Raw genomic sequence first — 23,367 nt, forward strand, 5'->3', positions numbered from 1 at the left:
CATGAGTCGTCAGGAAGATGACGCGCAGCCCGCGCGTCGTCGTTTATTAAAAGGTCTGGGCCTGCTGGGTGGGGCGGCCGCACTGGGTGGCGGTTGTCCGTTTCACGCGGCCGCCGCCGACAGCTTTTCACCGGGCACGGTAACGCCGCAGGCGCGGCAACAGGCGCAGCCATTTTATGGTCCGCATCAGGCGGGCATCGTGACGCCACAGCAGGCATCAATGATGCTGGTGGCGCTTGATCTGCTGAGCAGTGACAAAGCAGAGCTGGAGCGGCTGTTTCGTCTGCTGACCCAGCGCATCGCTTTTCTGACCGCTGGCGGTCCTGCGCCGCAGGTGACCAATCCGCGTCTGCCGCCGATGGACTCCGGCATTCTGGGTGCCACTATCGCCCCGGATAACCTGACAATTACCGTGTCAGTGGGGGATTCGCTGTTCGATGAACGTTTTGGTCTGGCACCACATAAGCCGAAAAAACTGCAGCGGATGACCCGTTTTCCCAACGATTCACTGGATGCTGCCGAGTGCCATGGTGACTTGCTGTTGCAGCTGTGCGCCAACACCCAGGATACGGTGATTCATGCCCTGCGTGACATCATCAAGCATACGCCCGATCTGCTGGGCGTACGCTGGCGGCGAGAAGGGTTTATTTCCGATCACGCGGCGCGCAGTCAGGGGGCGGAGACGCCGATCAACCTGCTGGGATTCAAAGATGGGACGGCCAATCCCGATACTCACGATCGTGCCCTGATGAATCAGCTGTTATGGGTGACGGACGATCAGGATGAACCGGTCTGGGCACGTAACGGCAGCTATCAGGCGGTGCGCCTGATCCGTTTTCGCGTTGAGATGTGGGACCGCACGCCGCTGGGCGAGCAGCAAACCATTTTTGGCCGCGATAAGCTGAGCGGGGCGCCGCTGGGGATGCAGCATGAACGCGACATTCCGGATTACCACAACGATCCGGATGGTGAGGTGATTGCGCTGGATTCGCACATTCGTCTCGCCAACCCGCGAACCCCGGAAACCGCCAGCAGCCTGATGCTGCGTCGCGGCTACAGCTATTCGGCAGGGATTTCCGCTTCAGGGCAGCTGGAGATGGGGCTGCTGTTTGTCTGTTATCAGCACGATCTGGAAAAGGGCTTTATTACCGTCCAGCAGCGTCTGAATGGCGAAGCGCTGGAAGAATATATCCGACCGTTTGGCGGTGGATACTTTTTTGTTCTGCCCGGCGTCGCCGATGCCAGCCATTATTTAGCCCAGCCGTTACTTGAAGCCTGATTAAATTTCATCCATCCTGCTCTGCCTGGCCACCGGCGGAGCATTTTTTTGTCTGATAACCCGCTCAGACGCTTTTTTTGCTCAGTTTTAGCTGAAATTTTAACGCGATTTTGAGTGTGACAAAATAAAATAAAGCATTGAAAATAAAAGAATATGCTGTATTTGACTGCTAAAGTGTTAACACCCGATTCGCAATTACTTTGCCATGAAGTAAAATTACTGTTGCAAAGCGCCAATAAAATGGTGCACTTTATTCAGTAAGCGTAATCAGACGTGTTGATGTATCACACTGGAGTTCGCGCATGGGTCGATTCTTTTATGGAAAGTCTGTATCAGTAATTAGATTGCGCTTGACCGCGAGGGCTATTCTGCCTCGTAACATCCTCCTCTCTCCAACGTTCTCTCTTGTCATTTCGCATCCTTTTTTTACCGGTATACAGCAACGCTGTACTGCTGCTGCATGCCTGAATTCATGGCCTGTCACGGCTCTAAAGGAAGCCAACTGAAACCTCTAAAGCGTTCACGTAATCGCAACGGGCTACTGGCCTGACGCGGGAAATGAAACCAACTGTAAGGTGCCACTATGGGAAGACAGAAAGCAGTGATCAAAGCGCGTCGGGAAGCAAGACGAGTGCTTCGCAATGACTCCCGGAGTCATCGTCAGCGTGAAGAAGAATCGGTCACTTCGCTGGTGCAAATGGGTGGGCTGGACTCAATTGGCATGGCGCGCGATGTGCGCGACCGGGGACCGATAGAAGCCCGTAATGAAGCTCAGGCACACTATCTCAACGCCATAGAAACGAAACAGCTGATCTTCGCTACCGGTGAAGCCGGTTGCGGCAAAACCTGGATCAGCGCTGCGAAAGCGGCAGAGGCCCTGATTCATAAGGATATTGACAGGATTATCGTTACGCGCCCGGTATTACAGGCCGATGAGGATCTGGGATTCCTGCCCGGCGATATCTCCGAGAAATTCGCCCCTTATTTCCGACCGGTGTACGACATTCTGGTTAAACGTCTTGGCGCATCCTTTATGCAGTACTGTCTGCGTCCGGAAATCGCTAAGGTCGAGATTGCCCCGTTCGCCTATATGCGCGGCCGGACTTTTGAAAATGCCGTGGTTATTCTGGATGAGGCGCAAAACGTGACCGCCGCCCAGATGAAAATGTTCCTGACCCGCCTGGGCGAAAACGTCACGGTCATTGTGAATGGTGATATTACCCAGTGCGACTTGCCCGCTGGGGTGCCTTCCGGTCTCGCAGACGCGCTGGCGCGTTTCGAAGAGGACGAGATGGTTGGCATCGTACGTTTCGGCAAAGAGGATTGTGTGCGTTCTGCGCTGTGTCAGCGCACCCTGCACGCGTATAGCTAGCGTTTGATTGAGTAGCAGTGTAGCGCCCAAACCCGGCTTCGGCCGGGTTTTCTTATGGTGGGGCGGGGCTTCTTACCGTCGCTGAACAGCGCATAGAATTGCGCATAAAAAAAAGCCTGAACTTTCGTTCAGGCTCTTCTTTGAATGTGGCGGTGAGAGGGGGATTCGAACCCCCGATACGTTGCCGTATACACACTTTCCAGGCGTGCTCCTTCAGCCACTCGGACACCTCACCACATTTTTTCCATTGACCGCGCCGGGTCAACGGGGCGCTACTATAGGGAGTCGGCTGAAAAGGGTCAAGCACTATTTTTCTCTTTTGTTCTATTCGCTTAAGCTCTGAACGAATCGATTTAGCGTTACGCACTCCGCCGGTTTTGTCATCAAATTGAAATCCCAGTGACACAAAAATATCACCCGATCGTCGCAAAATTACTGCCTGAAATCATTGGTATTTTTTGCTTACAAGGATCGAATAATGAAAAAGCTTCCTCTGTTTACCCTCTCTCTGCTCGCTTCAGCGATCGCGACTTCGGCCATAGCGGATACCGACCTCGTTTCCCGTGCGGCGCAGGGCGATCTCAGCCAGCATGGTGGGGCTCGTCGGCTGACCGGTGACCAGACTGAGGCGTTAAAAGCCTCGCTACGCAATAGCACCGCCAAAAATGTCATCCTGCTGATTGGCGATGGCATGGGTGACTCTGAAATCACCGCGGCGCGTAATCTGGCAGAAGGCGCAGGCGGCTTTTTTAAAGGTATCGATGCGCTGCCGCTGACCGGCCAGTACACCCATTATTCGTTAGATAAGAAAACCCACAAACCTAATTACGTCACCGACTCGGCCGCGTCAGCCACGGCCTGGGCAACCGGCACCAAAAGTTATAACGGTGCCATCAGCGTCGATGTTAATGGTCAGGATCAGATGACGCTGCTGGAGCTGGCGAAAGCAGCGGGCAAAGCCACCGGCGATGTCTCGACCGCCGAACTGCAGGATGCGACGCCCGCGGTGCTGTTCTCGCACGTGACCTCACGTAAATGTTACGGACCGGAGAAGACCAGCGAACTCTGTCCGACCAACGCCGCAGAGCAGGGCGGTAAGGGATCGATTAGCGAACAGTTACTGAAAACCCGTCCCGACGTAACCTTAGGAGGCGGGGCAAAATCGTTCGCCGAGGTAGCGAAAGCCGGCGAATATCAGGGTAAAACGCTGAATGAGCAGGCGCAGGCACTGGGTTATCAGCTGGTCAGCGACTGGCAAGGGCTTAACGCCGTCACCGTAGCCGATCAGCAAAAACCGCTGCTGGGTCTGTTCTCTGCAGGCAATATGCCGGTGCGCTGGCAGGGGCCGAAAGCCAGCTATCACGGCAATATTGATAAGCCGGTGGTGACCTGTGAAGTCAATAAGGACCGCCCGCTGTCAACGCCTACGCTGGCGCAGATGACCGCCAAAGCGATCGACCTGCTGCGTAACAATCCGAATGGTTTCTTCCTGCAGGTTGAAGGCGCATCGATTGATAAGCAGGACCACGCGGCCAATCCTTGTGGTCAGATTGGTGAAACGGTGGACCTGGATGAAGCGGTCCAGCAGGCGCTGGCATTTGCCCGTGAAGAAGGCAATACCCTGGTGGTGGTGACGGCGGATCATGCCCACAGCAGTCAGATCGTTGAGAACGGCACTAAAGCACCGGGACTGACCCAGGCGCTGAACACCAAAGACGGTGCGGTTATGACCATCAGTTACGGCAATTCAGAAGAGGATTCGCAGGAACATACCGGATCGCAGTTGCGGATTGCGGCCTATGGCCCGCATGCGGGTAACGTGGTGGGGCTGACCGATCAAACCGATCTGTTCTATACCTTAGGAAATGCAATGGGGCTGAAGCTGCCTGGCCAGTAAAAGCCGATGCGGGGCGGTTTACGCCACCCCGCATCCAACCTTAGCTCTTCACTTTATTAGCGAAGCTTTTGCGCAGCTTCTGCAACTTCGGTGGGATCACCGCCAGGCAGTAACCGTTACGCTGACCGGCACCGTCCCAGTAATCCTGATGATAGGCTTCGGCCGGATACCACTCTTTCAGCGGCTCGATAGTTGTTACTACCGGCACGTCGTGATCGGCCTGGGCACGTTCAATCGCCGCACGGGCTTCTGCTTCCTGTTCGGCATTAGCCGGGAAAATCGCTGAGCGATACTGGGTGCCAATATCGTTGCCCTGACGATTAAGCTGGGTCGGATCGTGGGTCACAAAGCTGATATCCAGTAAATCGCCATAGCTGACTTTCTCCGGATCAAAGCCGATGCGGATCGCTTCTGCGTGGCCGGTGGCACCGCTGCAGACCTGTTCGTAGGTTGGATTGGGACGGGCACCGCCGGTATAACCGCTCTCTACCGACTCCACGCCGATCACATCCTTAAATACCGCCTCGGTGCACCAGAAACAGCCACCCGCGATCACTGCATATTCGATTGCCATAATGATTTACTCCTGTCAGGTCGAAAGAGGAGAATGGGGACGAGAGGATCCACTTTCAACTAAATCAGCATCTCTGGTTTAAAATCTTTGCTTTTATCCAGCAGCTTATCGCTCATCACGCTGAAGCGGCCTTCACCGGTGTAGTGCAGCGTAGTGGGATATTCCGGCTGTTCGGCGACGTGCGCTTTAACAATTTCAAAGATAAACAGGTTGTAGTTATCAACCATCGAATCGTCATACAGCTGACATTCGAAACTGGCAAAACATTCGGCGATCATCGGTGCGCGGACCACCTGCGCCGGCTCAGCCGTCAGGCCAAAGGCGTCGAACTTATCCAACTGGTCACCGTGACTGTTACCAATCGCCACCACCTGATCAATCAGCGACGCCGAAGGCACATTCAGCACGCACTGTCCGCTGTTGCGGATCAGTTCGTGACTGTAGTTCATGCCGGCAATCATACAGCCGACCAGTGAAGGGGAGAATTCAAGTACGGTGTGCCAGCCGAGGGTCATGATGTCGTGCTGATCCTCAAACTGCGAGCTGAGCAACAGCACCGGACCCGGCTCGAGATATTTACGCGCTTTGCTGACCGGAAAAGCGTATTTGTGCATGCGTTGACTCATGGCGGAACTCCCTGAACGGAACATAGCCATTAAGTGTAGAGCACCACGCCAGCGCAGCGCTGGCGTCAGCCCGCAGAATCAGCAAAAGTGCGGCCGGGCACCATTCAGCACCCGGCAACGTCCGGTCTTAGCGGCCAACCCGAGCCTGTAGTGCCGCAGGATAGCGGTCGCCTTGTACCTCAACAGCAGCCAGCGCCTGATTAATGCGCTGCAGGTCTTCGGTGCTAAGGTGCAGCTCCGCAGCCTGCAGGTTTTCCTTCAGGCGGTGCAGTTTGGTGGTGCCGGGAATCGGGACAATCCACGGTTTTTGCGCCAGCAGCCAGGCGAGCGCGATCTGTGCCGGGGTGACGGCTTTATCCTGAGCGATAGTGCCGAGCAGATCGATCAGAGCCTGATTGGCGGCCAGCGCCTCAGGAGAAAAGCGCGGAACCTGGCTGCGGAAATCGTCACTGCCAAAGGTACTGTCAGGCTGAATCGCGCCGGTCAGGTAGCCTTTTCCCAGCGGGCTGAACGGCACAAAGCCGATACCCAACGACTCCAGCGTCGGGATCATCTCTGCTTCCGGCTCACGCCACCACATCGAATATTCGCTTTGTAACGCGGTAACCGGCTGGACCGCATGAGCACGTCGCACGGTCTGCACACCGGCTTCGGATAAGCCAAAATGTTTGACCTTGCCTTCAGCGATCAGATCCCGGATGGTGCCAGCGACATCTTCAATCGGCACCTCAGGATCAACCCGGTGCTGATAATAGAGATCGATCACCTCGGTTTTCAATCGGCGTAACGATCCTTCAATTGCCCGGCGAATCTGCTCTGGCCGGCTGTTAAGGATCTGCTGTCTGTTATCCTCGCCAAAGGTGAAGCCAAACTTAGTGGCGATGACCACCCGATCGCGAACCGGAGCCAGCGCCTCGCCGACCACCTCTTCATTCAGCCACGGTCCATAAACCTCAGCGGTATCGAAAAAAGTAACCCCCTGATCGACGGCGGCGCGGATGAGCGCAATCGCCTGCTGTTTATCGGTTGCCGGACCATAACCGTGGCTCAGTCCCATGCAGCCGAGACCCAGGCTGGAAACCTCAAGACCGGACTGACCTAATTTGCGGGTTTGCACTGTTACTCTCCTCTGAAAACGTTGCGGGGAATGCCTGAGAATAGAGCACGGCGGGCGGGCTGATTAGGGGGTTAAAAAGAGATGGGTTTATGAGCGCTGCTCATAAATAGCCGGGGAGAGGGCGTTTATCTGATGCGATCAAGGCGAGCTTAAGGTTTCCTTAATGTGGCGCGAGGATACTCCGGGTACAACATGAGGAGAATGCCATGAAATCTGCTACCACTGCGGTAATTGCTGCACCCGCCCGACCTTTCAGTGAATATGCCGCGCTGCTGATCGCCGCAACCACGGTGATCCTGTTTCTGGCGGCATGGTTTAGCGCCTGAGTCGGCAGCCATCAGAATTTAATGACCGCACGACAGCCACTACGGTCGCGGCGGTTCTCTAAAAAGAACTGAAAGCGATGCAGCTGCACAATGCGGCTGACAATGCTTAACCCCAGCCCAATCCCGCCATAACGACTGTCCATCCGGATAAATGCTTTACTCAGTTCACCACTTTTACTTTCGTCAATCCCCGGTCCCTCATCTTCCACCGTCAGGGTCGGCTGTTCGCCCGATGCCAGCCGCAGAGTGATTGCGCTTTTTTTGGGGCTGTAACGATGGGCGTTCTCGACCAGGTTACGCAGCAACATTTTTAGCAGCGTCGCGTCGCCGCGCACAAAGATATCCTGCGGCAGATCGAGCGTCAGGGTCTGCTGGTGCGCATCCAGCATGGTGCTCAGCTCCGCCTCCATCGGCAGAATCACATCTTCAATCAGCGCCACGTTCTGGTAAGTACCAGAGGTAAAAGACTGACCGGCGCGCGCCAGCTGTAGCAGCTGCGACACGCTGTTGGTCATCTGATCGAGCCGCTGCAGTAACGGCTGCACGTTAACGTCGCTGTTGCGTTCAATCAGTTCCAGATGCAGCCGCAGGCCCGCCAGCGGCGTACGCAGTTCATGCGCCACATCGGCGGTAAACAGCCGTTCGCGCTCCAGACTGTTATTCAGCCGCGCCACCAGCTGGTTAATCGCCTGGGTCACTGCATCAATCTCCTGCACCGGACTGTGGCAGGCGATGGGGTCGAGATTTTCTTCGCTGCGGTTTTCCAGCTCACGCTGCAGCTGATACAGCGGCCGGGTAATCCATTTTACCGCCTGATAGCAGAGCAGCAGCGTCAGGCTGATCATCACCAGACTGGGCACCGCCAGGCTGGCAACGGCTTCATGCACCTCGCGTTCGACGTGCCGATCCATGTTGCGCTTTTGCAGCTGCGCTTCGACCAGAAACTGAATCTGCTCTTTGCTCTCATGCCACAGCCAGGCGACGCTGATCACCTGGAAAACCAGCAGAATCAGGCCAATGGTCAGGATCAGGCGAAAGCGCATACTGCGATGGTCAATCCGGGGTTTCATGGTGCCTCGCGAATCACGTCAGCCGTCACCAGCGCGTAGCCAAAACCGCGCACCGTGCGGATGGCGCTTTTGCCAATTTTGTCACGCAGGTTGTGAATATGAACCTCCAGCGTATTAGTAGACGGCTCGGTTTCCCAGTTATAGATATCCTGATAGAGGATTTCGCGGTGAACCGGATTGCCCGCTTTCAGCATCAGACGGGAGAGGATGGCATACTCTTTCGGCGTCAGATCCAGCAGCGTGCCGCCGAGCGTTATCTGGCGATGCGTCATGTCCAGCGCCAGCGCGCCGACCATCAGCTGGCTGTCGCCCTGGTTCACGTGACGGCGAATCAGGGCGCGAATGCGTGCCAGCAGTTCATCCAGCGAGAAGGGCTTGATCAGGTAATCGTCGGCACCGGCGTCCAGCCCGGCGATACGTTCGCTGATGGTATCGCGTGCGGTAAGGATCAGCACCGGCGTCATTTTCTTCTGCCGCCGCAGGCGCAGCAGAAAATGCAGCCCGTCTTCATCCGGCAACCCCAGGTCCAGCACCACCAGGCTATACAGGCCAGTGGAAAAATGCGCTTCGGCATCCCGCACCGTGGTGACGCCATCACAGACGTATCCTTCGCCCTCCAGCGCCAGCATCAGGCCCTGCAATAACAGCGCATCATCTTCTACGATCAGAATTTTCATTGTGGTCGGCTCCGACACATCGTCAAAATGTCATCCGCGGGTAGATATTCGTGGGTCGCGGTGCCGGTTAAACCCAGCATGGTGGAAAACAGATTATCCTGTGAGAAATCGTCTGTCGCCGCCAGTTTAGTCAGACAACCACGATTCACCGCATAACGCTGCTGATAATCATCGGACAGCCAGATCAGCATAGGCACATGTTTCTGGGTATCGGGGGCGATAGCGTAGGGCAGACCGTGCAGGTATTCGCCATTTTCGCCCAGCGATTCGCCATGATCGGACAGATAGACCAGGCTGGTGGTAAAACGATCCTGATGGGCACGCAGCACGCCAATTGCCTTGTCGACGATGTGATCAACATTTAATAGCGTGTTGTCGTAGGTGTTGACCAGCTGCTGCTGTGAACAATCCTGGATCTGATTGGTATCGCAGGTCGGGACGAACTGGCGCAGCTGCGGCGGATAGCGGTGACTGTAGGTCGGACCGTGGCTGCCGATGGTGTGCAGCACGATCACCGCGTTGCCCTTGAGCTGGTTAATGTAGTCATCCAGGCCGTGAAACAGCACATCGTCGTAACACTCACCGTTAATGCACATGCCGGGCAGGTTCAGGCTGGTCATATCCTGGTGCGGCACGCGGTCGCAGGCACCCTTACAGCCGCCATCATTTTCATTCCATAACACGCTGATGCCGGCGCGCTGAATAATATCCAGCAAACCTTCCTGATGGGCGGCCAGCACGTCGTCGTAATGGGCGCGCGGCATATTCGAAAACATGCAGGGGACTGACACTGCCGTCGCCGTGCCGCACGAGACAGTATGCGGGAAATAGATCACATTATCTTTGGCCAGCAGCGGATTGGTCTGACGCGCATAGCCGCCCAGCGAGAAATTCTGCGCCCGCGACGTTTCGCCGACGATCAGGATAGTCAGATTCTGTTTACCGCCGTTAAGCCGGTCAGGCTGCTGATGCGCATCTTCGCCGATCCGCACCAGCGGCAGGTTCTCCAGCTGCTGATGCTTATACCACGACAGGCTGGCGGCGATGCTGTTGGACGGGCTAAGCGCCTTCACCAGTTCGCGGTTATTGCGGAACAGCGAGGCGTAATCTTTATAAAACAGCAGGGCGACCAACAGGATGATTGCCGCTGAGATCAGAATGCTGAGCAAACGCTGCACCACACCGCGCCAGTTTTGCTTTTTCAGCCGTGGCCAGAATACCAGCAGCGCCATCAGAATGCCGGAGGTCAGCAGGGTAAACAGCAGCTGCGGCGTGATCAGGGCAAACGATTCAGAGGCGGTGGTGTCCATCATATTGGTGATCATCGAGCGATCGACCACGATGTTATAGGTCTGGATAAAAAACTGAGCGGTGGCTGAGAGCAGAATAAACAGCGCCATCAGTACCCGATCGAGCCAGAGAAACGAGGCGAGGGTGATCACAATGTTGATCACGCTGAACGCCACCAGCGGCATCGACAGGAAGACCAGCGTAGCGTGCAGGCTGGTCAGCGGCATCAGGGCCAGCACCTGACGGTAATAGGCCAGATTAAGGAAAACCGCGATATAAACCGCAGCAAGGATCAGCAGAGTAAGGCGGCTGATGACCGGCCTGTTCAGTGAAAATGCCATGATCAAAAAAGTCCGAATATCAAAAGTGTGCTGAGATTGCACTTTCAATATTAGGAATACCTTAAGAAGCTTAAGCTTTCTCCGGTTTTACCGGTTCAGTCGAGATGACCTCGCCTGGCTCCAGCCGCTGCTGGTGCGAAATCAGCGCAGCCACTGCAAAGGCAACCCCGGCCGATTGGGCAGCTTGTGCTTAGTTAACCGCAGCGGCTGGCATGAAACATGCATCTTTCTGGCATAACCCCTGTTTCCGTCTACACTTAATCGGTAGATGTTCTCAATCAGCCAGTATTGTCAGTAATGAGCTTGTAAGTTTGAGGAGAGTGACCTATCAAATCGCCCTGTTTTACCCCTCAATCACCGCGTTATCAGAATTTCCCTCTTGCTGACCCTACTGCGTCAGGACATCCTCGATTTGAACTCAAATTTCCAAATTCAGGAGAAGTGACGTGACCCAAGCGGTAAATACCTCTGACACGTTCCCGACACTGGAGGGCGGACGTTACGCCTTCTTTTTTGATGTCGATGGCACGCTGGCAGCGATACAGTCCCGTCCCGAAGCGGTGTTTATTCCTGAACAGGTTGTCACGCAGCTGCAACAACTCTCTGCGCTCAGTCAGGGCGCGCTGGCACTGGTTTCCGGCCGGCCGATTGAGCAGCTCGACGCACTGGCTGCGCCGTGGCGCGGTCCTGCCGCCGGTGTTCACGGTGCAGAGCGTCGTGATGCCGACGGGGAGATGCAGCGCATCAGCCTGCCGGTCGAGGTTGAACAGCAACTCAGGACGGAACTGCAAAACGCGATGGCGTTATGGCCTGGCACTCAGCTGGAGATCAAAGGCATGGCCTTTGCGCTTCACTATCGTCAGGCAATGCAGCATGAACAGGATGTATTACGACTGGCTGAACAGTCGGTGAAACGATTTCCGGGGCTGGCGCTTCAGCCGGGCAAATGTGTGGTGGAGATTAAACCCTTAGGTATTGATAAGGGCGCCGCCATTCGCGATTTTATGCAACAAGCGCCTTTTGCCGGACGCATTCCGGTATTTATTGGAGACGACCTGACAGACGAGAAAGGTTTTGCCGTGGTCAACGCCATGCAGGGCATTTCGATTAAGGTCGGCGAAGGTTCCAGTCAGGCACCGTTTCGGCTGAATGATGTCGATGCAGTGTATAGCTGGCTGGAACGAACATTATTACGATTAAAGCAAGACAACGTCGGTAAGGAGTTTAGGTTATGAGTCGTTTAGTGGTTGTATCTAACCGTATCGCCATTCCAAATGGGGCTAAAACCAGCGCAGGCGGCCTGGCCGTCGGCATTCTGGACGCGTTGAAAAGCACTGGCGGATTGTGGTTTGGCTGGAACGGTGAAATCAGCGAGTTCTCCGGTGAAGAAGAGGATGATGTGTCGGTCCAGCAGCATGAGGGCATTGAGTACGCCTCCTTCCCGTTAAGCCAGAACGAATACGATCTCTACTACTGCCAGTTCTCAAATACGGTTATCTGGCCCGCCTTCCATTATCGTCTTGATCTGGTGAAGTTCCAGCGCGAAGCGTGGGAAGGTTACTGCGAAGTGAATGATGCGGTGGCTCAGCGGTTAAAACCGTTGATTAAGCCGGATGATATTCTGTGGATCCACGATTATCACTTCCTGCCATTTGCGGCGGCACTGCGTCGCGCCGGCATTAATAACCGCATTGGTTTCTTCCTGCATATTCCGTTCCCGACGCCTGAAATCTTCAACGCCTTGCCTCCGCATCAGGAACTGCTGGAAATGCTGTGTGAATATGACCTGCTGGGCTTCCAGACCGAGTCGGATCGGGTCGCCTTCCTCGACAGCGTCAGCCAGCTTACGCAGTTGCAGAATAAAGGTGATAAAAAACACCGCGCCTTCGGCAATACCTTTATGACTGAGGTTTACCCTATCGGGATTGAACCTGACAGCATTAAAGAGATGGCGGAAGGTCCGTTGCCACCGAAGATGGCGGCGATGAAGAAAGAACTGGGTGACGCGCGCAATATTATTGCCTGTGAGCGTCTCGACTATTCTAAAGGGCTGCCGGAACGTTTCCTGGCCTACGAGGCGCTGCTGGAGAACTTCCCGCAGCACCGCGGTAAAATCCGCTATTCGCAGATTGCCCCGACCTCACGTAGCGATGTGCAGGCCTATCAGGATATCCGTCACCAGCTGGAAACCGAAGCAGGGCGCATCAACGGTAAATACGGCACGCTGGGCTGGACGCCGCTCTACTACCTTAACCAGCATTTTGATCGCCGGCTGCTGATGAAAATCTTCCGCCTGACCGACGTCGGTCTGGTGACGCCGCTGCGCGACGGGATGAACCTGGTGGCGAAAGAGTACGTGGCGGCGCAGGACCCGGACGATCCAGGTGTACTGGTGCTGTCGCGCTTTGCCGGTGCGGCCAATGAGCTGACCTCGGCGCTGATCGTTAACCCGTATGACCGCGACGAAGTTGCGGCGGCGCTCGATAAAGCGATCACCATGCCGCGTACCGAAAGGATTTCACGCTACAACGACATGATGGCGGTTCTGCGTAAAAACGACATCACCGCCTGGCGCGAGAACTTCCTGAAAGACCTGGAACGCATTGCGCCGCGCAGTGCCGACCACGGCACGGTAAATAAAGTCGCGACCTTTCCAAAACTGGCCTGATTAGGCGCTGACGGGCCACGATATCTGCGGATGTCGTGGCCTTTTTTACAACCAGCGCGCGCTGTATCCTCCTGTTACATTCCGACACGTTCCCTGCCGTTACCGTTACCCCACGCGGGGTTGGCCTGATGCCACAACTGTGGGCAGATCGGCCAAAAAAAATCAAATGCGCGAAAAAACGACTGATAAGAGGCTCAGCCCGCTTTCTTTAACTTCTTAACTCAAGTTTTTCCGCTGGCTGCCGATACTTATCAGGCCTGATTAAAACTCCCCTCGATTCATTCACCTTGCTTATGTAACCCATTGTTACATCTGGTGTCGTATACTAAACACACGACTGCAACTGTTAACGTTAAGTTGCCAGTCAGTGCCAATACTGCCGTAAAAACCTTAACGCTTTCATTACTCACTCCCTGCGATACTTACCCTAAGTTATTAATTTGAAAGCGATTGATCACCCCGTTGAACAGCATAATATTCTGTTATGTCTGTTTTAAATGGTTCTAAATAGGGTGTTAAATCGATTAACACCAACATTAGATCAGCCTGCTGTCAAACCGTGGAATAGAGCCTGTTTTACCCCCTATTAAACCTTTCTCAGGACCAATTCGACTTAAAATCGCCTTTTTTTGCTTAAAAAACGAGCAACAGACAAAGGATCGTAAAGGGTTGCTGAAGAAATTTGCGTTAAAAGTGTGATCTGCGTCACACTTTATCTAAAATTTCACATTACTGTCGTTGTATGTGGAAATCAGACGATATAGATTTGCGTTGTTTTCGGATTAGTCTTAAAAAATGTAAGAAGACGTCACGGAAGATGGTTACAACTCGAAAATAAAATGGCCTGGATTTTTGACTTTCGGCGGACCTGAAACCCGCACATAAGATGAAGGCGAAGAGCAGTGACATTTGCACGACAAAAAATTTTTTTTTGCCATCTTTAGATTTACCAATCAGCAGCTCGATACGCAGAAAATAATCTGTGGTGAAGTTACGTCGCATCTCTCAGGATGGAAAAATGGGTACATCTGAATTACTAAAACATATTTACGATCTCAATTTGTCATATTTACTGCTTGCGCAGCGATTAATTAACCAGGAAAAAGCATCTGCAATGTTTCGCCTCGGTATTGACGAGAAAATGGCGGATGCATTATCTGAATTAACTCTGCCTGAAATGGTAAAAATGGCGGAAACCAATCAATTGGTTTGCCAGTTTCGTTTTACCGACAGCAGCACAATTAATCGCCTGACGCAGGAATCACGCGTGGATGATTTACAACAAATCCACACCGGCATTTTATTATCCAGCCGTTTACTGCGTAACGCGTCTAAAGATGACGCGCCTGCTAAAAAGAGGGCGATGTGATGACTGAGAAAAGTATTGTTCAGGAAGCGCGTGATATTCAGCTCGCGATGGAGCTGATTACCCTTGGCGCGCGCTTACAGATGTTAGAAAGCGAAACCCAGCTGAGCCGTGGCCGTCTGATTAAGCTGTATAAAGAGTTGCGTGGCAGCCCGCCACCTAAAGGCATGCTGCCTTTTTCGACCGACTGGTTTATGACCTGGGAGCAGAACATTCATGCTTCCATGTTCTGTAACGCCTGGAAGTTTTTACTGAAAACCGGACTGTGCAGCGGCGTTGAGGCCGTGATCAAAGCCTACCGGTTATATCTCGAACAGTGTCCGCAATCGGACGAGGGCCCGCTGTTGGCGCTAACGCGTGCATGGACCCTGGTGCGATTCGTTGAAAGTGGCATGCTGGAACTGGCCGATTGCAAAAGCTGTAATGGCAGCTTTATTAATCATGCCCATCAGCCGGTAGGCAGCTTTGTCTGCAGCCTGTGCCAGCCGCCATCACGTGCCGTAAAAAGACGTAAACTTTCTGCAGATTCTGCCGATATGTTTCCACAACTGCTGGATGAACAGGTTAAACGCGCCGTTTAAGTTTGTTCGCACTGTGGAAGCCATCCAGCAGCGGTTAATACCGCTGCTTTTTTTTTGCTTCCGTTTTACGAATAACACCTGCGGCTCTCTGGCTTAACTTCCACCAACACGTTACGGACGTAAGGATTTCTTGTGCTAATAATTGTAGGTTATTTGATTGTTTTAGGCTCCGTGTTGGGCGGATATGCGCTGGTGGGCGGTCATCTTGGCGCGCTGTATCAGCCAGCCGAATTATTAATGATCGGCGGGGCCGGTGCCGGCGCATTTTTAGTGGGTAACAACGGTAAGTCGATTAAAAAAACGCTGAAAGCGTTACCTTTGTTATTTCGCGGATCAAAATATAACAAAGCTGTTTACATGGACTTAATGGCGCTGCTTTATCGCCTGATGGCCAAATCACGTCAGCAGGGGATGTTATCGCTGGAACGCGATATTGAAGATCCCAGCCAGAGCGAAATTTTTGCTAATTATCCGCGTATTCTTGCCGATAAGCAGTTAGTGGATTTTATTACCGATTATTTACGTCTGATGGTCAGCGGCAACATGAACGCCTTCGAGATTGAAGCGTTGATGGATGAAGAAATTGAGACCTACGAACACGAGTGTGACGTACCGGCGCAAAGTATAGCGGCGGTGGGTGATGGCCTGCCAGCTTTCGGTATCGTGGCGGCAGTAATGGGGGTGGTGCACGCACTGGCCTCGGCCGATCGCCCGGCGGCGGAACTGGGTGCGCTGGTCGCCCATGCGATGGTCGGTACCTTCCTCGGTATTCTGCTGGCGTATGGCTTTATCTCACCGCTGGCGTCAGTGCTGCGCCAGAAGTGTGCTGAAACCACCAAGATGATGCAGTGCATCAAGGTGACGTTGCTCTCCAGCCTCAATGGCTATGCACCGCAGATTGCAGTGGAATTTGGTCGTAAAACGCTCTACTCGGCTGAACGTCCTTCCTTCAGCGAACTGGAAGAGCACGTACGTAACGCGAAAAACCCGGCTAAACAGACTTCGGACGAGACCTCATGAAGCACGGCAATCGCCCAATTGTGCTGATTAAAAAGCGCAAACATAAAGGACATGAAGGCAGCCACGGCTCGTGGAAAATCGCCTATGCCGACTTTATGACGGCGATGATGGCGTTTTTTATGGTGATGTGGCTGCTCTCAATCGCTAACCCGCAGCAGCTGGTGCAGATCGCTGACTACTTCAAAACGCCGCTTAAAGTGGCGATAACCGGTGGACAGCGCAGCAGCGACAGTGAAAGCCCGATCCCTGGCGGCGGTGACGATCCGACGCAAAAGATTGGTGAAGTAAAGAAAGTGGTCGATATGGATGAGCAGAAACGCAAGCTGGACGAGATTCGTCTTAACCGGCTGCGGGAAAAGCTCGATCAGCTGATTGAAGCCGATCCGCGTCTGAAAGCGCTGCGCCCGCATCTGATCATCAACATGGTGGAAGAGGGGCTGCGTATCCAGATTATCGACAGCCAGAATCGCCCGATGTTTAAGACCGGCAGAGCCGAAGTCGAGCCTTATATGCGCGACATTCTGCGCGCCATTGCGCCGATTCTGAATGACATCCCTAACCGCATCAGCCTGGCGGGTCATACCGATGACTTCCAGTATGCCAGCGGTGAAAAAGGGTACAGCAACTGGGAGTTATCGGCCGATCGTGCCAACGCCTCGCGGCGTGAACTGGTCATTGGCGGGTTAGACAGCGGCAAAATTTTGCGGGTGTTAGGCATGGCCGACACCATGCGCCTGAAAAATCGCGGCGGGAATGATGCGGTTAACCGCCGTATCAGCCTGCTGGTGTTGAACCACGACACCGAAGCGGCAATAGAAAAAGAGAACGCAGAAAGTGATGCCGTCCAGATCAGCGATCCGGCGGCGATTGAACAGATTACCGCACCTGCATCACCAGGCAGCGCGGTGAATACAGCAGCCCCCTCACAGCCGAGGTGATCCCCGTGAGTATGGACATCAGCGATTTTTACCAGACGTTTTTTGATGAAGCCGATGAGCTGTTAGCGGATATGGAACAACACCTGTTGGGTCTCGACCCGCAGGAACCAGACTCTGAACAGCTTAACGCCATCTTCCGCGCCGCCCACTCGATTAAAGGTGGAGCCGGAACCTTTGGTTTTACGGTATTACAGGAAACCACTCACATCCTGGAAAACATTCTGGATGGTGCTCGTCGCGGCGAGATGCAGCTCAGCACCGACATCATCAACCTGTTTTTGGAAACCAAAGATATTATGCAGGAACAGCTCGATGCTTATAAAACCGCGCAAGAGCCGAACGCGGAGAGCTTTAAATATATCTGTGAAGCGCTGCGTCAGCTGGCGTTAGAGGCTAAAGGCCTGCCGGTTGAAGCGCCAGCCAGTGCTGCGCCATCTGCCAGCGCGCCCGCGACCAGCAGCAGTGCGCTGCGGGTACAGCTGATCGACCTGAAAGAGAAAGAAGTCGATCTGATGCTGGAAGAGATGGGCAATCTCGGCACCCTGACCAACGTGCAGAAGGGCAGCAACATGCTGGACGTCTGCATTGATGGCGTCGGTAAAGATGACATCGTTGCGGTGCTCTGCTTCGTGATTGATGAAGCCCAGATTCGCTTCCCGCAGCCTGAAGAGAACGCACCGGTCGCGGCGGTTGTGGCACCAGAAGTGCCAGCGGCAGCGGTGGCTGCTGAAGTGCAGACGGCCAGCGTTACCGAACTGCCGGTTGCTGCCGTGAAACGCGAAAGCAAGCGCGTGGCGGCCCCGGCCAAATCAAACGAATCAACCAGCATCCGCGTCGCGGTGGAAAAGGTCGATCAGCTGATCAACCTGGTTGGCGAACTGGTGATCACCCAGTCGATGCTGGCCCAGCGTTCCGGCGAACTCGATCCGGTAGCCCACGGCGACCTGCTTAACAGCATGGGTCAGCTGGAGCGTAACGCCCGCGATCTGCAGGAATCGGTGATGTCGATTCGTATGATGCCAATGGAATATGTCTTCAGCCGCTTCCCGCGTCTGGTGCGTGACCTGGCGAGCAAGCTCGGCAAAGAGGTGGAACTGACCCTGCTGGGCAGCTCAACCGAACTCGATAAGAGCCTGATTGAACGCATCATCGATCCGTTAACTCACCTGGTGCGTAACAGCCTCGACCACGGTATCGAATCGCCGGATAAACGTCTGGCAGCCGGTAAAGTGGCGACCGGTAACCTGACGCTGTCAGCGGAACATCAGGGCGGCAACATCTGCATCGAAGTATCCGATGACGGTGCCGGCCTGAACCGTGAGCGTATCCTGGCGAAAGCGCTGTCATCCGGCCTGCCGGTCAGCGAAAACATGAGCGACGAAGATGTCGGCATGCTGATTTTCGCGCCTGGCTTCTCAACCGCCGAGCAGGTGACCGATGTCTCCGGACGCGGCGTTGGCATGGACGTGGTGAAACGAAACATCCAGGAGATGGGCGGTCACGTCGAAATTTCGTCTAAGCAGGGCAAGGGTACGACCATCCGTATCCTGCTGCCACTGACGCTGGCGATCCTCGACGGCATGTCGGTACGCGTTGCCGATGAAGTGTTTATCCTGCCGCTGAATGCGGTGATGGAATCACTGCAACCGCGCGCCGAAGAGCTGAAACCGCTGGCCGGTGGCGAGTGCGTTCTGGAAGTGCGCGGAGAATATCTGCCGCTGGTCGAGCTGTGGAACGTCTTTGATGTGCAGGGGGCGAAAACCGAGGCCACGCAAGGCATCGTCGTCATTCTGCAAAGCGCGGGCAAGCGTTACGCGCTGCTGGTCGATCAGCTGATTGGTCAACATCAGGTGGTGGTGAAGAATCTGGAAAGTAACTATCGCAAAGTGCCGGGCATCTCAGCCGCCACCATTCTTGGCGATGGTAGCGTAGCGCTGATTGTTGATGTATCAGCACTGCAATCACTTAACCGTGAAAAACGTGTGGCCGGCGCTGCCGCCTGATTGATAACGAAAGGGTAAATAACATGAATGGAATGGCAACCGTGACAAAAATCGCTGGCGAAACTGTGGGTCAGGAGTTTCTGGTCTTCACGCTGGGCGACGAAGAGTACGGCATCGATATTCTCAAAGTTCAGGAAATTCGCGGTTACGATCAGGTAACGCGTATCGCCAATACGCCTGAATTTATTCGCGGCGTCACCAACCTGCGTGGCGTGATCGTGCCGATTATCGACCTGCGGGTGAAGTTTTCGCAGCCCGATGTTGAATACAACGACAACACCGTGGTGATCGTGCTGAATCTCGAAAACCGCGTGGTCGGTATCGTGGTGGATGGCGTCTCTGATGTGCTGTCGCTGACTCAGGATCAGATCCGTCCTTCACCGGAGTTCGCGGTCACTATGTCGACCGAGTACCTGACCGGGCTGGGCGCACTCGGCGAGCGGATGCTGATTCTGGTGGACATTGAGAAGCTGCTGAGCAGCGATGAAATGGCGCTGGTGGATAATCTGCGTAGCGCATAATCCCACCGTCACAGGCCGGATATGCCCGGCCTGTGACAGTTTTGCTGCTGAATAATTTCTTTATTTTTCAATTAATAAAAATTCTTTCTGGCCTAATTTCCCGCTATCGCCTGCCGATAATCATCTTGCTGCTTTATCACTTACATTTTTCAGGGTTAATCATGTTAACGAAAATCCGCGTAGTTACCAGTTTGCTGCTGGTATTGCTGATGTTTGGGCTGTTACAGGCCTTTTCCGGCTCCGTTTTTTATTCCGCCCTCAGCCACGACAAGCAAAGTTTTGCCGTTTCGCAGCTGGCGATGCAGAACACCCAGGCGCTCAATGATGCCTATATGAGTCTTAACCAGAGCCGGGTGTTACTGACCCGCATTCAGCTGCGTTTCGCCACCAGTAAACTGGAAGGGAAACCGGCGGACGTAGCCGGCCTGTTTGACGACAGCAAAGGCTTTCAGCAGGCGGCGGCCGGTTTTTACAAAGTGTTCAAAGAGACGCCCGATACGCCGGGACAAAATCTGCAGCTTAACGAGCAGCTGGATCAGCGCTACAGCGCCTACGCCGATGCGCTGAATGCGCTGCAGGTCGCGTTGCAGTCTGACGATCTGGTAGCGGCCGGCAAAGCCCCGGTGGCGCCCAGCCAGAGTGCGTTTCTGAAGCTGTATACCGACTGGCGTACCGATCAGAACCGCCTGACCACCATCGGTGTTGACGAGAACAGTTCTGCCTACAGCCGGATGCTGTGGATACTGGGTACCATCATGGCGGTGGTGGCAGCAGTGATCGTGCTGTGCTGGTTCGGTCTGCGTAAGGTATTAATTACTCCGCTGAACACCAACATTACTCATATTCAGCACATCGCTCAGGGCGACCTGACCCAGCCGATCGCGGTTGAAGGCCGTAATGAGATGACCCAGCTGGCGGCCAGCCTGCATGATATGCAGCAGTCGCTGGTGCGCACCGTGAGCAACGTGCGTGAAGGTTCAGATGCCATTTTCACCGGAGCCAGCGAAATTTCTGCCGGTAACAATGACCTCTCGGCCCGTACTGAACAGCAGGCGGCTTCGCTGGAGCAGACCGCTGCCAGCATGGAACAGCTGACCGCCACGGTGAAACAGAACGCCGAGAACGCGCGTCAGGCGTCGCAGCTGGCGTTAAGCGCCTCAGAAACGGCGCAGAAAGGCGGCAATGTGGTCGATGGCGTGGTGAAAACCATGCGCGACATCGCCGGCAGCTCGAAAAAGATTGCCGATATCACCAGCGTGATTGACGGCATCGCCTTCCAGACCAACATCCTGGCGCTCAACGCCGCGGTGGAAGCCGCTCGCGCCGGTGAACAGGGCCGTGGTTTTGCGGTGGTGGCCGGGGAAGTGCGTAATCTGGCCCAGCGCAGCGCGCAGGCAGCCAAAGAGATTAAAGGGCTGATTGAAGATTCGGTTAACCGGGTGAACACCGGTTCTCAGCTGGTCGGCACCGCCGGTGAAACCATGAGCGATATCGTCAATGCGGTGACCCGCGTAACCGACATCATGGGTGAGATTGCCTCGGCGTCGGATGAGCAGAGTCGCGGTATCGACCAGGTCGGCCAGGCGGTTACCGAAATGGATCGCGTGACTCAGCAGAACGCCTCGCTGGTGGAAGAGTCCGCTGCTGCGGCGGCCTCACTGGAAGATCAGGCCAGTCGCCTCAGCCAGTCGGTTGCGGTGTTTAAGATTAAGCGTGCAGCCGTGGGCCAGGCGTTGACTAAACATCTGCCGATTGCCGCACCAGCGACGGCGCTGACGCCGCGTAAAGCGTTGACCGCACCGGTCAGCGATACCCACTGGGAAACCTTCTGATCTATCGCGCGCCCCGTCTGCATAGCCGGGGTGCGCACCTGCGCTTTTTCTCTCGCCAGCCTGACTAAAGCCAAACCCACCGTCCTGCCGCGATATTATTAATTACAAAAGCCGATTGTCGCTGAAAAGCGGTGAAAAGCGTTAACACATCGCGACTGGCCGCCGATATAGCCGCTGCACCTTAATCAACCTGCAGGGGAACAAGATGTTAAAAAGAATAAAAGTGGTGACCAGTCTGATCGCGGTACTGGTGATTTTTGGCGCGCTCCAGCTGCTGTCTGGCAGCCTGTTCTGGTCAGCGCTGAACACCGACAAAGCGGCGTTTGCCCTGTCGCAAGTCGCCAATCGTAACGTCACGGCGATGACCGACGCCTATATTTCGTTGAACAACAGCCGGACCACGCTGAACCGCGCCATGCTGCGACTGCAAACCAGCATGGCTTCACAGATGAACGGCGGTCAGCTCGACGATCTGATGAACAAAGCTAACGCACAGTTAGCCGAAGCCGATCGTCACTTCCAGGTTTATTACAATCTGCCGGGCACCGCAGGCATGGAGGTGTCGCTGCGTGACCGGCTGGAAGCTGATTACGCCCGCTACGACAGCGGCCTGAAAGAGATGATTAAAAGTCTGCAGGCGCGCGATCTGGAAGGGATGTTCAAACAGAATATTGAACAGAAACAGGTAGCGATGCAGGGCAGCTACGGTGAGTGGCGCGCCCGTCAGACCGCACTGGCTGAGCAGGGAATCGAACAGAACCAGCAGGCCTTTACCCAGATGATGTGGCTGCTGGGCGTAATTGCCGTATCGGTGCTGGTGGTGATCGTCGCCTGCTGGTTTGGCCTGCGTCAGGTGCTGATTCAGCCGCTGCAACAGCTGCTGGCGCAGATCCGCGCGATCGCTTCTGGCGATTTGACGCAGCCGATCGTCGTGGAAGGACGCAATGAAATGAGCCAGCTGGCGGCCGGCATTCAGGAAATGCAGCAGTCTCTGGTGATGACCGTCAGCAACGTGCGTGACGGATCTGACGCCATCTTTACCGGTGCCAGTGAGATCGCCGCCGGCAATAACGATCTCTCCGCCCGTACCGAAGAGCAGGCCGCCTCACTGGAGCAGACCGCCGCCAGCATGGAGCAGCTGACCGCCACGGTGAAACAGAACGCAGACAATGCACGTCAGGCATCACAGCTGGCGCTGACCGCGTCAGAAACCGCTCAGCAGGGTGGCAAAGTGGTTGATGGCGTGGTCAGCACCATGAAAGAGATCGCCGGCAGTTCGAAGAAGATTGCCGACATCATCAGCGTGATTGACGGCATCGCCTTCCAGACCAACATCCTGGCGCTCAACGCCGCGGTGGAAGCCGCCCGGGCCGGTGAGCAGGGTCGCGGTTTTGCGGTGGTGGCCGGTGAAGTGCGTAACCTGGCGCAGCGCAGTGCTCAGGCAGCTAAAGAGATCAAAGGGTTGATCGAAGATTCGGTGGCGCGCGTCAACAGCGGCTCATTGCAGGTTGAAAGCGCCGGCAGCACCATGAACGATATCGTCGGGGCGGTAACCCGCGTGACCGACATCATGGGCGAGATCGCCTCGGCGTCTGATGAGCAGAGCCGTGGCATTGAGCAGGTCGGCCAGGCGGTTACCGAGATGGATCGCGTCACCCAGCAGAACGCCTCACTGGTTGAACAATCCGCCGCTGCTGCTGCTGCACTGGAGCAGCAGGCCAGCGTGCTGACCCAGGCCGTCTCCGTATTTAAAGTCTCCCGCGCGTAATTTCTCTCCTCTCCTCACGGCGGCTGCGGTAAAGCCGCCGCCGTGCATAAAGTTCCCCTCCGATGCGCCGATAAATAGAAGCGAATCGCCAACCAATGAGG

At 54.9% G+C, this 23,367-nt stretch carries 19 protein-coding genes and 1 tRNA gene; 13 read left to right on the forward strand and 7 right to left on the reverse strand.

Annotation, left to right across the window (positions count from 1 at the left end):
- The first annotated feature begins 1 nt into the window (after position 1).
- Both efeB and phoH read left to right on the forward strand, forming a co-directional pair.
- Complete coding sequence (efeB, locus tag AABB92_RS03495) at positions 2-1,279, forward strand: iron uptake transporter deferrochelatase/peroxidase subunit (RefSeq protein ID WP_046288257.1); 1,278 nt, start codon at positions 2-4, stop codon at positions 1,277-1,279.
- A 583-nt stretch (positions 1,280-1,862) separates the two neighbouring features.
- Positions 1,863-2,651, forward strand: coding sequence for a phosphate starvation-inducible protein PhoH (gene phoH, locus AABB92_RS03500; protein WP_031376423.1), 789 nt, complete (start codon positions 1,863-1,865; stop codon positions 2,649-2,651).
- A 147-nt stretch (positions 2,652-2,798) separates the two neighbouring features.
- On the opposite strand, the gene AABB92_RS03505 is transcribed toward phoH, so the two are convergent.
- Positions 2,799-2,886, reverse strand: a tRNA-Ser gene (locus tag AABB92_RS03505).
- A gap of 243 nt (positions 2,887-3,129) precedes the next feature.
- Here AABB92_RS03505 and phoA point away from each other — a divergent pair.
- The gene (gene phoA, locus AABB92_RS03510; protein ID WP_046288258.1) at positions 3,130-4,548 is read left to right on the forward strand and encodes an alkaline phosphatase; all 1,419 of its coding nucleotides are present in this window, start codon (positions 3,130-3,132) and stop codon (positions 4,546-4,548) included.
- Positions 4,549-4,588: 40 nt separating this feature from the next.
- Here the strand turns inward: phoA and msrA are convergent, their stop codons facing one another.
- From msrA to eptA, 6 genes are all read right to left on the reverse strand, one after another.
- A complete protein-coding gene (gene msrA / locus AABB92_RS03515) occupies positions 4,589-5,122 on the reverse strand; it encodes a peptide-methionine (S)-S-oxide reductase MsrA (RefSeq protein WP_031376424.1) in 534 nt (177 codons plus the stop codon).
- A gap of 59 nt (positions 5,123-5,181) precedes the next feature.
- Positions 5,182-5,748, reverse strand: a complete 567-nt coding sequence (locus tag AABB92_RS03520; RefSeq protein ID WP_031376425.1) for a flavin reductase family protein — start codon at positions 5,746-5,748, stop codon at positions 5,182-5,184.
- A gap of 127 nt (positions 5,749-5,875) precedes the next feature.
- On the reverse strand, positions 5,876-6,865 hold the full coding sequence (locus AABB92_RS03525; RefSeq protein ID WP_031376426.1) for an aldo/keto reductase: 990 nt from the start codon (positions 6,863-6,865) through the stop codon (positions 5,876-5,878).
- 337 nt (positions 6,866-7,202) lie between these two features.
- Complete coding sequence (gene pmrB / locus AABB92_RS03530) at positions 7,203-8,261, reverse strand: two-component system sensor histidine kinase PmrB (RefSeq protein ID WP_031376427.1); 1,059 nt, start codon at positions 8,259-8,261, stop codon at positions 7,203-7,205.
- Entirely contained in the window at positions 8,258-8,938 is a 681-nt protein-coding gene (gene pmrA / locus AABB92_RS03535; RefSeq protein WP_031376428.1) for a two-component system response regulator PmrA, read from the reverse strand. The genes pmrB and pmrA overlap by 4 nt, the downstream gene beginning before the upstream one ends.
- Positions 8,935-10,569, reverse strand: a complete 1,635-nt coding sequence (gene eptA, locus AABB92_RS03540; protein ID WP_031376429.1) for a phosphoethanolamine transferase EptA — start codon at positions 10,567-10,569, stop codon at positions 8,935-8,937. The genes pmrA and eptA overlap by 4 nt, the downstream gene beginning before the upstream one ends.
- 446 nt (positions 10,570-11,015) lie before the next feature.
- Between eptA and otsB the strand changes: the two genes are divergently transcribed.
- The 10 genes from otsB to AABB92_RS03590 all read left to right on the forward strand — a co-directional run bounded on the left by otsB (position 11,016) and on the right by AABB92_RS03590 (position 23,266).
- A complete protein-coding gene (gene otsB, locus AABB92_RS03545) occupies positions 11,016-11,804 on the forward strand; it encodes a trehalose-phosphatase (protein ID WP_031376430.1) in 789 nt (262 codons plus the stop codon).
- Positions 11,801-13,237 (forward strand): alpha,alpha-trehalose-phosphate synthase, encoded by a 1,437-nt coding sequence (otsA, locus tag AABB92_RS03550; RefSeq protein WP_031376431.1) that lies wholly within the window; start codon positions 11,801-11,803, stop codon positions 13,235-13,237. The genes otsB and otsA overlap by 4 nt, the downstream gene beginning before the upstream one ends.
- Before the next feature lie 1,018 nt (positions 13,238-14,255).
- The gene (flhD, locus tag AABB92_RS03555) at positions 14,256-14,606 is read left to right on the forward strand and encodes a flagellar transcriptional regulator FlhD (RefSeq protein ID WP_031376432.1); all 351 of its coding nucleotides are present in this window, start codon (positions 14,256-14,258) and stop codon (positions 14,604-14,606) included.
- On the forward strand, positions 14,606-15,184 hold the full coding sequence (gene flhC, locus AABB92_RS03560; RefSeq protein ID WP_031376433.1) for a flagellar transcriptional regulator FlhC: 579 nt from the start codon (positions 14,606-14,608) through the stop codon (positions 15,182-15,184). Before flhD ends, flhC begins: the two co-directional genes overlap by 1 nt.
- Before the next feature lie 132 nt (positions 15,185-15,316).
- On the forward strand, positions 15,317-16,204 hold the full coding sequence (gene motA, locus AABB92_RS03565; protein WP_031376434.1) for a flagellar motor stator protein MotA: 888 nt from the start codon (positions 15,317-15,319) through the stop codon (positions 16,202-16,204).
- Positions 16,201-17,142 (forward strand): flagellar motor protein MotB, encoded by a 942-nt coding sequence (motB, locus tag AABB92_RS03570; protein WP_031376435.1) that lies wholly within the window; start codon positions 16,201-16,203, stop codon positions 17,140-17,142. The genes motA and motB overlap by 4 nt, the downstream gene beginning before the upstream one ends.
- Positions 17,143-17,153: 11 nt before the next feature.
- Complete coding sequence (gene cheA / locus AABB92_RS03575) at positions 17,154-19,145, forward strand: chemotaxis protein CheA (RefSeq protein WP_031376436.1); 1,992 nt, start codon at positions 17,154-17,156, stop codon at positions 19,143-19,145.
- Between the two features lie 23 nt (positions 19,146-19,168).
- Positions 19,169-19,666: a chemotaxis protein CheW gene (cheW, locus tag AABB92_RS03580; RefSeq protein ID WP_031376437.1), complete on the forward strand. Its 498-nt coding sequence runs from the start codon at positions 19,169-19,171 to the stop codon at positions 19,664-19,666.
- Between the two features lie 161 nt (positions 19,667-19,827).
- Entirely contained in the window at positions 19,828-21,498 is a 1,671-nt protein-coding gene (locus AABB92_RS03585) for a methyl-accepting chemotaxis protein (protein WP_046288261.1), read from the forward strand.
- Between the two features lie 205 nt (positions 21,499-21,703).
- Positions 21,704-23,266, forward strand: a complete 1,563-nt coding sequence (locus AABB92_RS03590) for a methyl-accepting chemotaxis protein (RefSeq protein ID WP_046288262.1) — start codon at positions 21,704-21,706, stop codon at positions 23,264-23,266.
- Positions 23,267-23,367 lie beyond the last annotated feature (101 nt).

Source organism: Pantoea brenneri, from assembly GCF_038594305.1.
In the GTDB taxonomy this organism is placed as follows: Bacteria; Pseudomonadota; Gammaproteobacteria; order Enterobacterales; family Enterobacteriaceae; genus Pantoea; species Pantoea brenneri.

Coding starts and splice junctions, on each gene's coding strand:
- flhC (WP_031376433.1), top strand. CDS start 14,606: ATGACTGAGAAAAGTATTGTTCAGGAAGCGCGTGATATTCAGCTCGCG.
- cheW (WP_031376437.1), top strand. CDS start 19,169: ATGAATGGAATGGCAACCGTGACAAAAATCGCTGGCGAAACTGTGGGT.
- otsA (WP_031376431.1), top strand. CDS start 11,801: ATGAGTCGTTTAGTGGTTGTATCTAACCGTATCGCCATTCCAAATGGG.
- msrA (WP_031376424.1), bottom strand. CDS start 5,122: ATGGCAATCGAATATGCAGTGATCGCGGGTGGCTGTTTCTGGTGCACC.
- motB (WP_031376435.1), top strand. CDS start 16,201: ATGAAGCACGGCAATCGCCCAATTGTGCTGATTAAAAAGCGCAAACAT.
- cheA (WP_031376436.1), top strand. CDS start 17,154: ATGGACATCAGCGATTTTTACCAGACGTTTTTTGATGAAGCCGATGAG.
- efeB (WP_046288257.1), top strand. CDS start 2: ATGAGTCGTCAGGAAGATGACGCGCAGCCCGCGCGTCGTCGTTTATTA.
- AABB92_RS03585 (WP_046288261.1), top strand. CDS start 19,828: ATGTTAACGAAAATCCGCGTAGTTACCAGTTTGCTGCTGGTATTGCTG.
- phoH (WP_031376423.1), top strand. CDS start 1,863: ATGGGAAGACAGAAAGCAGTGATCAAAGCGCGTCGGGAAGCAAGACGA.
- pmrB (WP_031376427.1), bottom strand. CDS start 8,261: ATGAAACCCCGGATTGACCATCGCAGTATGCGCTTTCGCCTGATCCTG.
- phoA (WP_046288258.1), top strand. CDS start 3,130: ATGAAAAAGCTTCCTCTGTTTACCCTCTCTCTGCTCGCTTCAGCGATC.
- pmrA (WP_031376428.1), bottom strand. CDS start 8,938: ATGAAAATTCTGATCGTAGAAGATGATGCGCTGTTATTGCAGGGCCTG.
- flhD (WP_031376432.1), top strand. CDS start 14,256: ATGGGTACATCTGAATTACTAAAACATATTTACGATCTCAATTTGTCA.
- AABB92_RS03520 (WP_031376425.1), bottom strand. CDS start 5,748: ATGAGTCAACGCATGCACAAATACGCTTTTCCGGTCAGCAAAGCGCGT.
- eptA (WP_031376429.1), bottom strand. CDS start 10,569: ATGGCATTTTCACTGAACAGGCCGGTCATCAGCCGCCTTACTCTGCTG.
- AABB92_RS03590 (WP_046288262.1), top strand. CDS start 21,704: ATGTTAAAAAGAATAAAAGTGGTGACCAGTCTGATCGCGGTACTGGTG.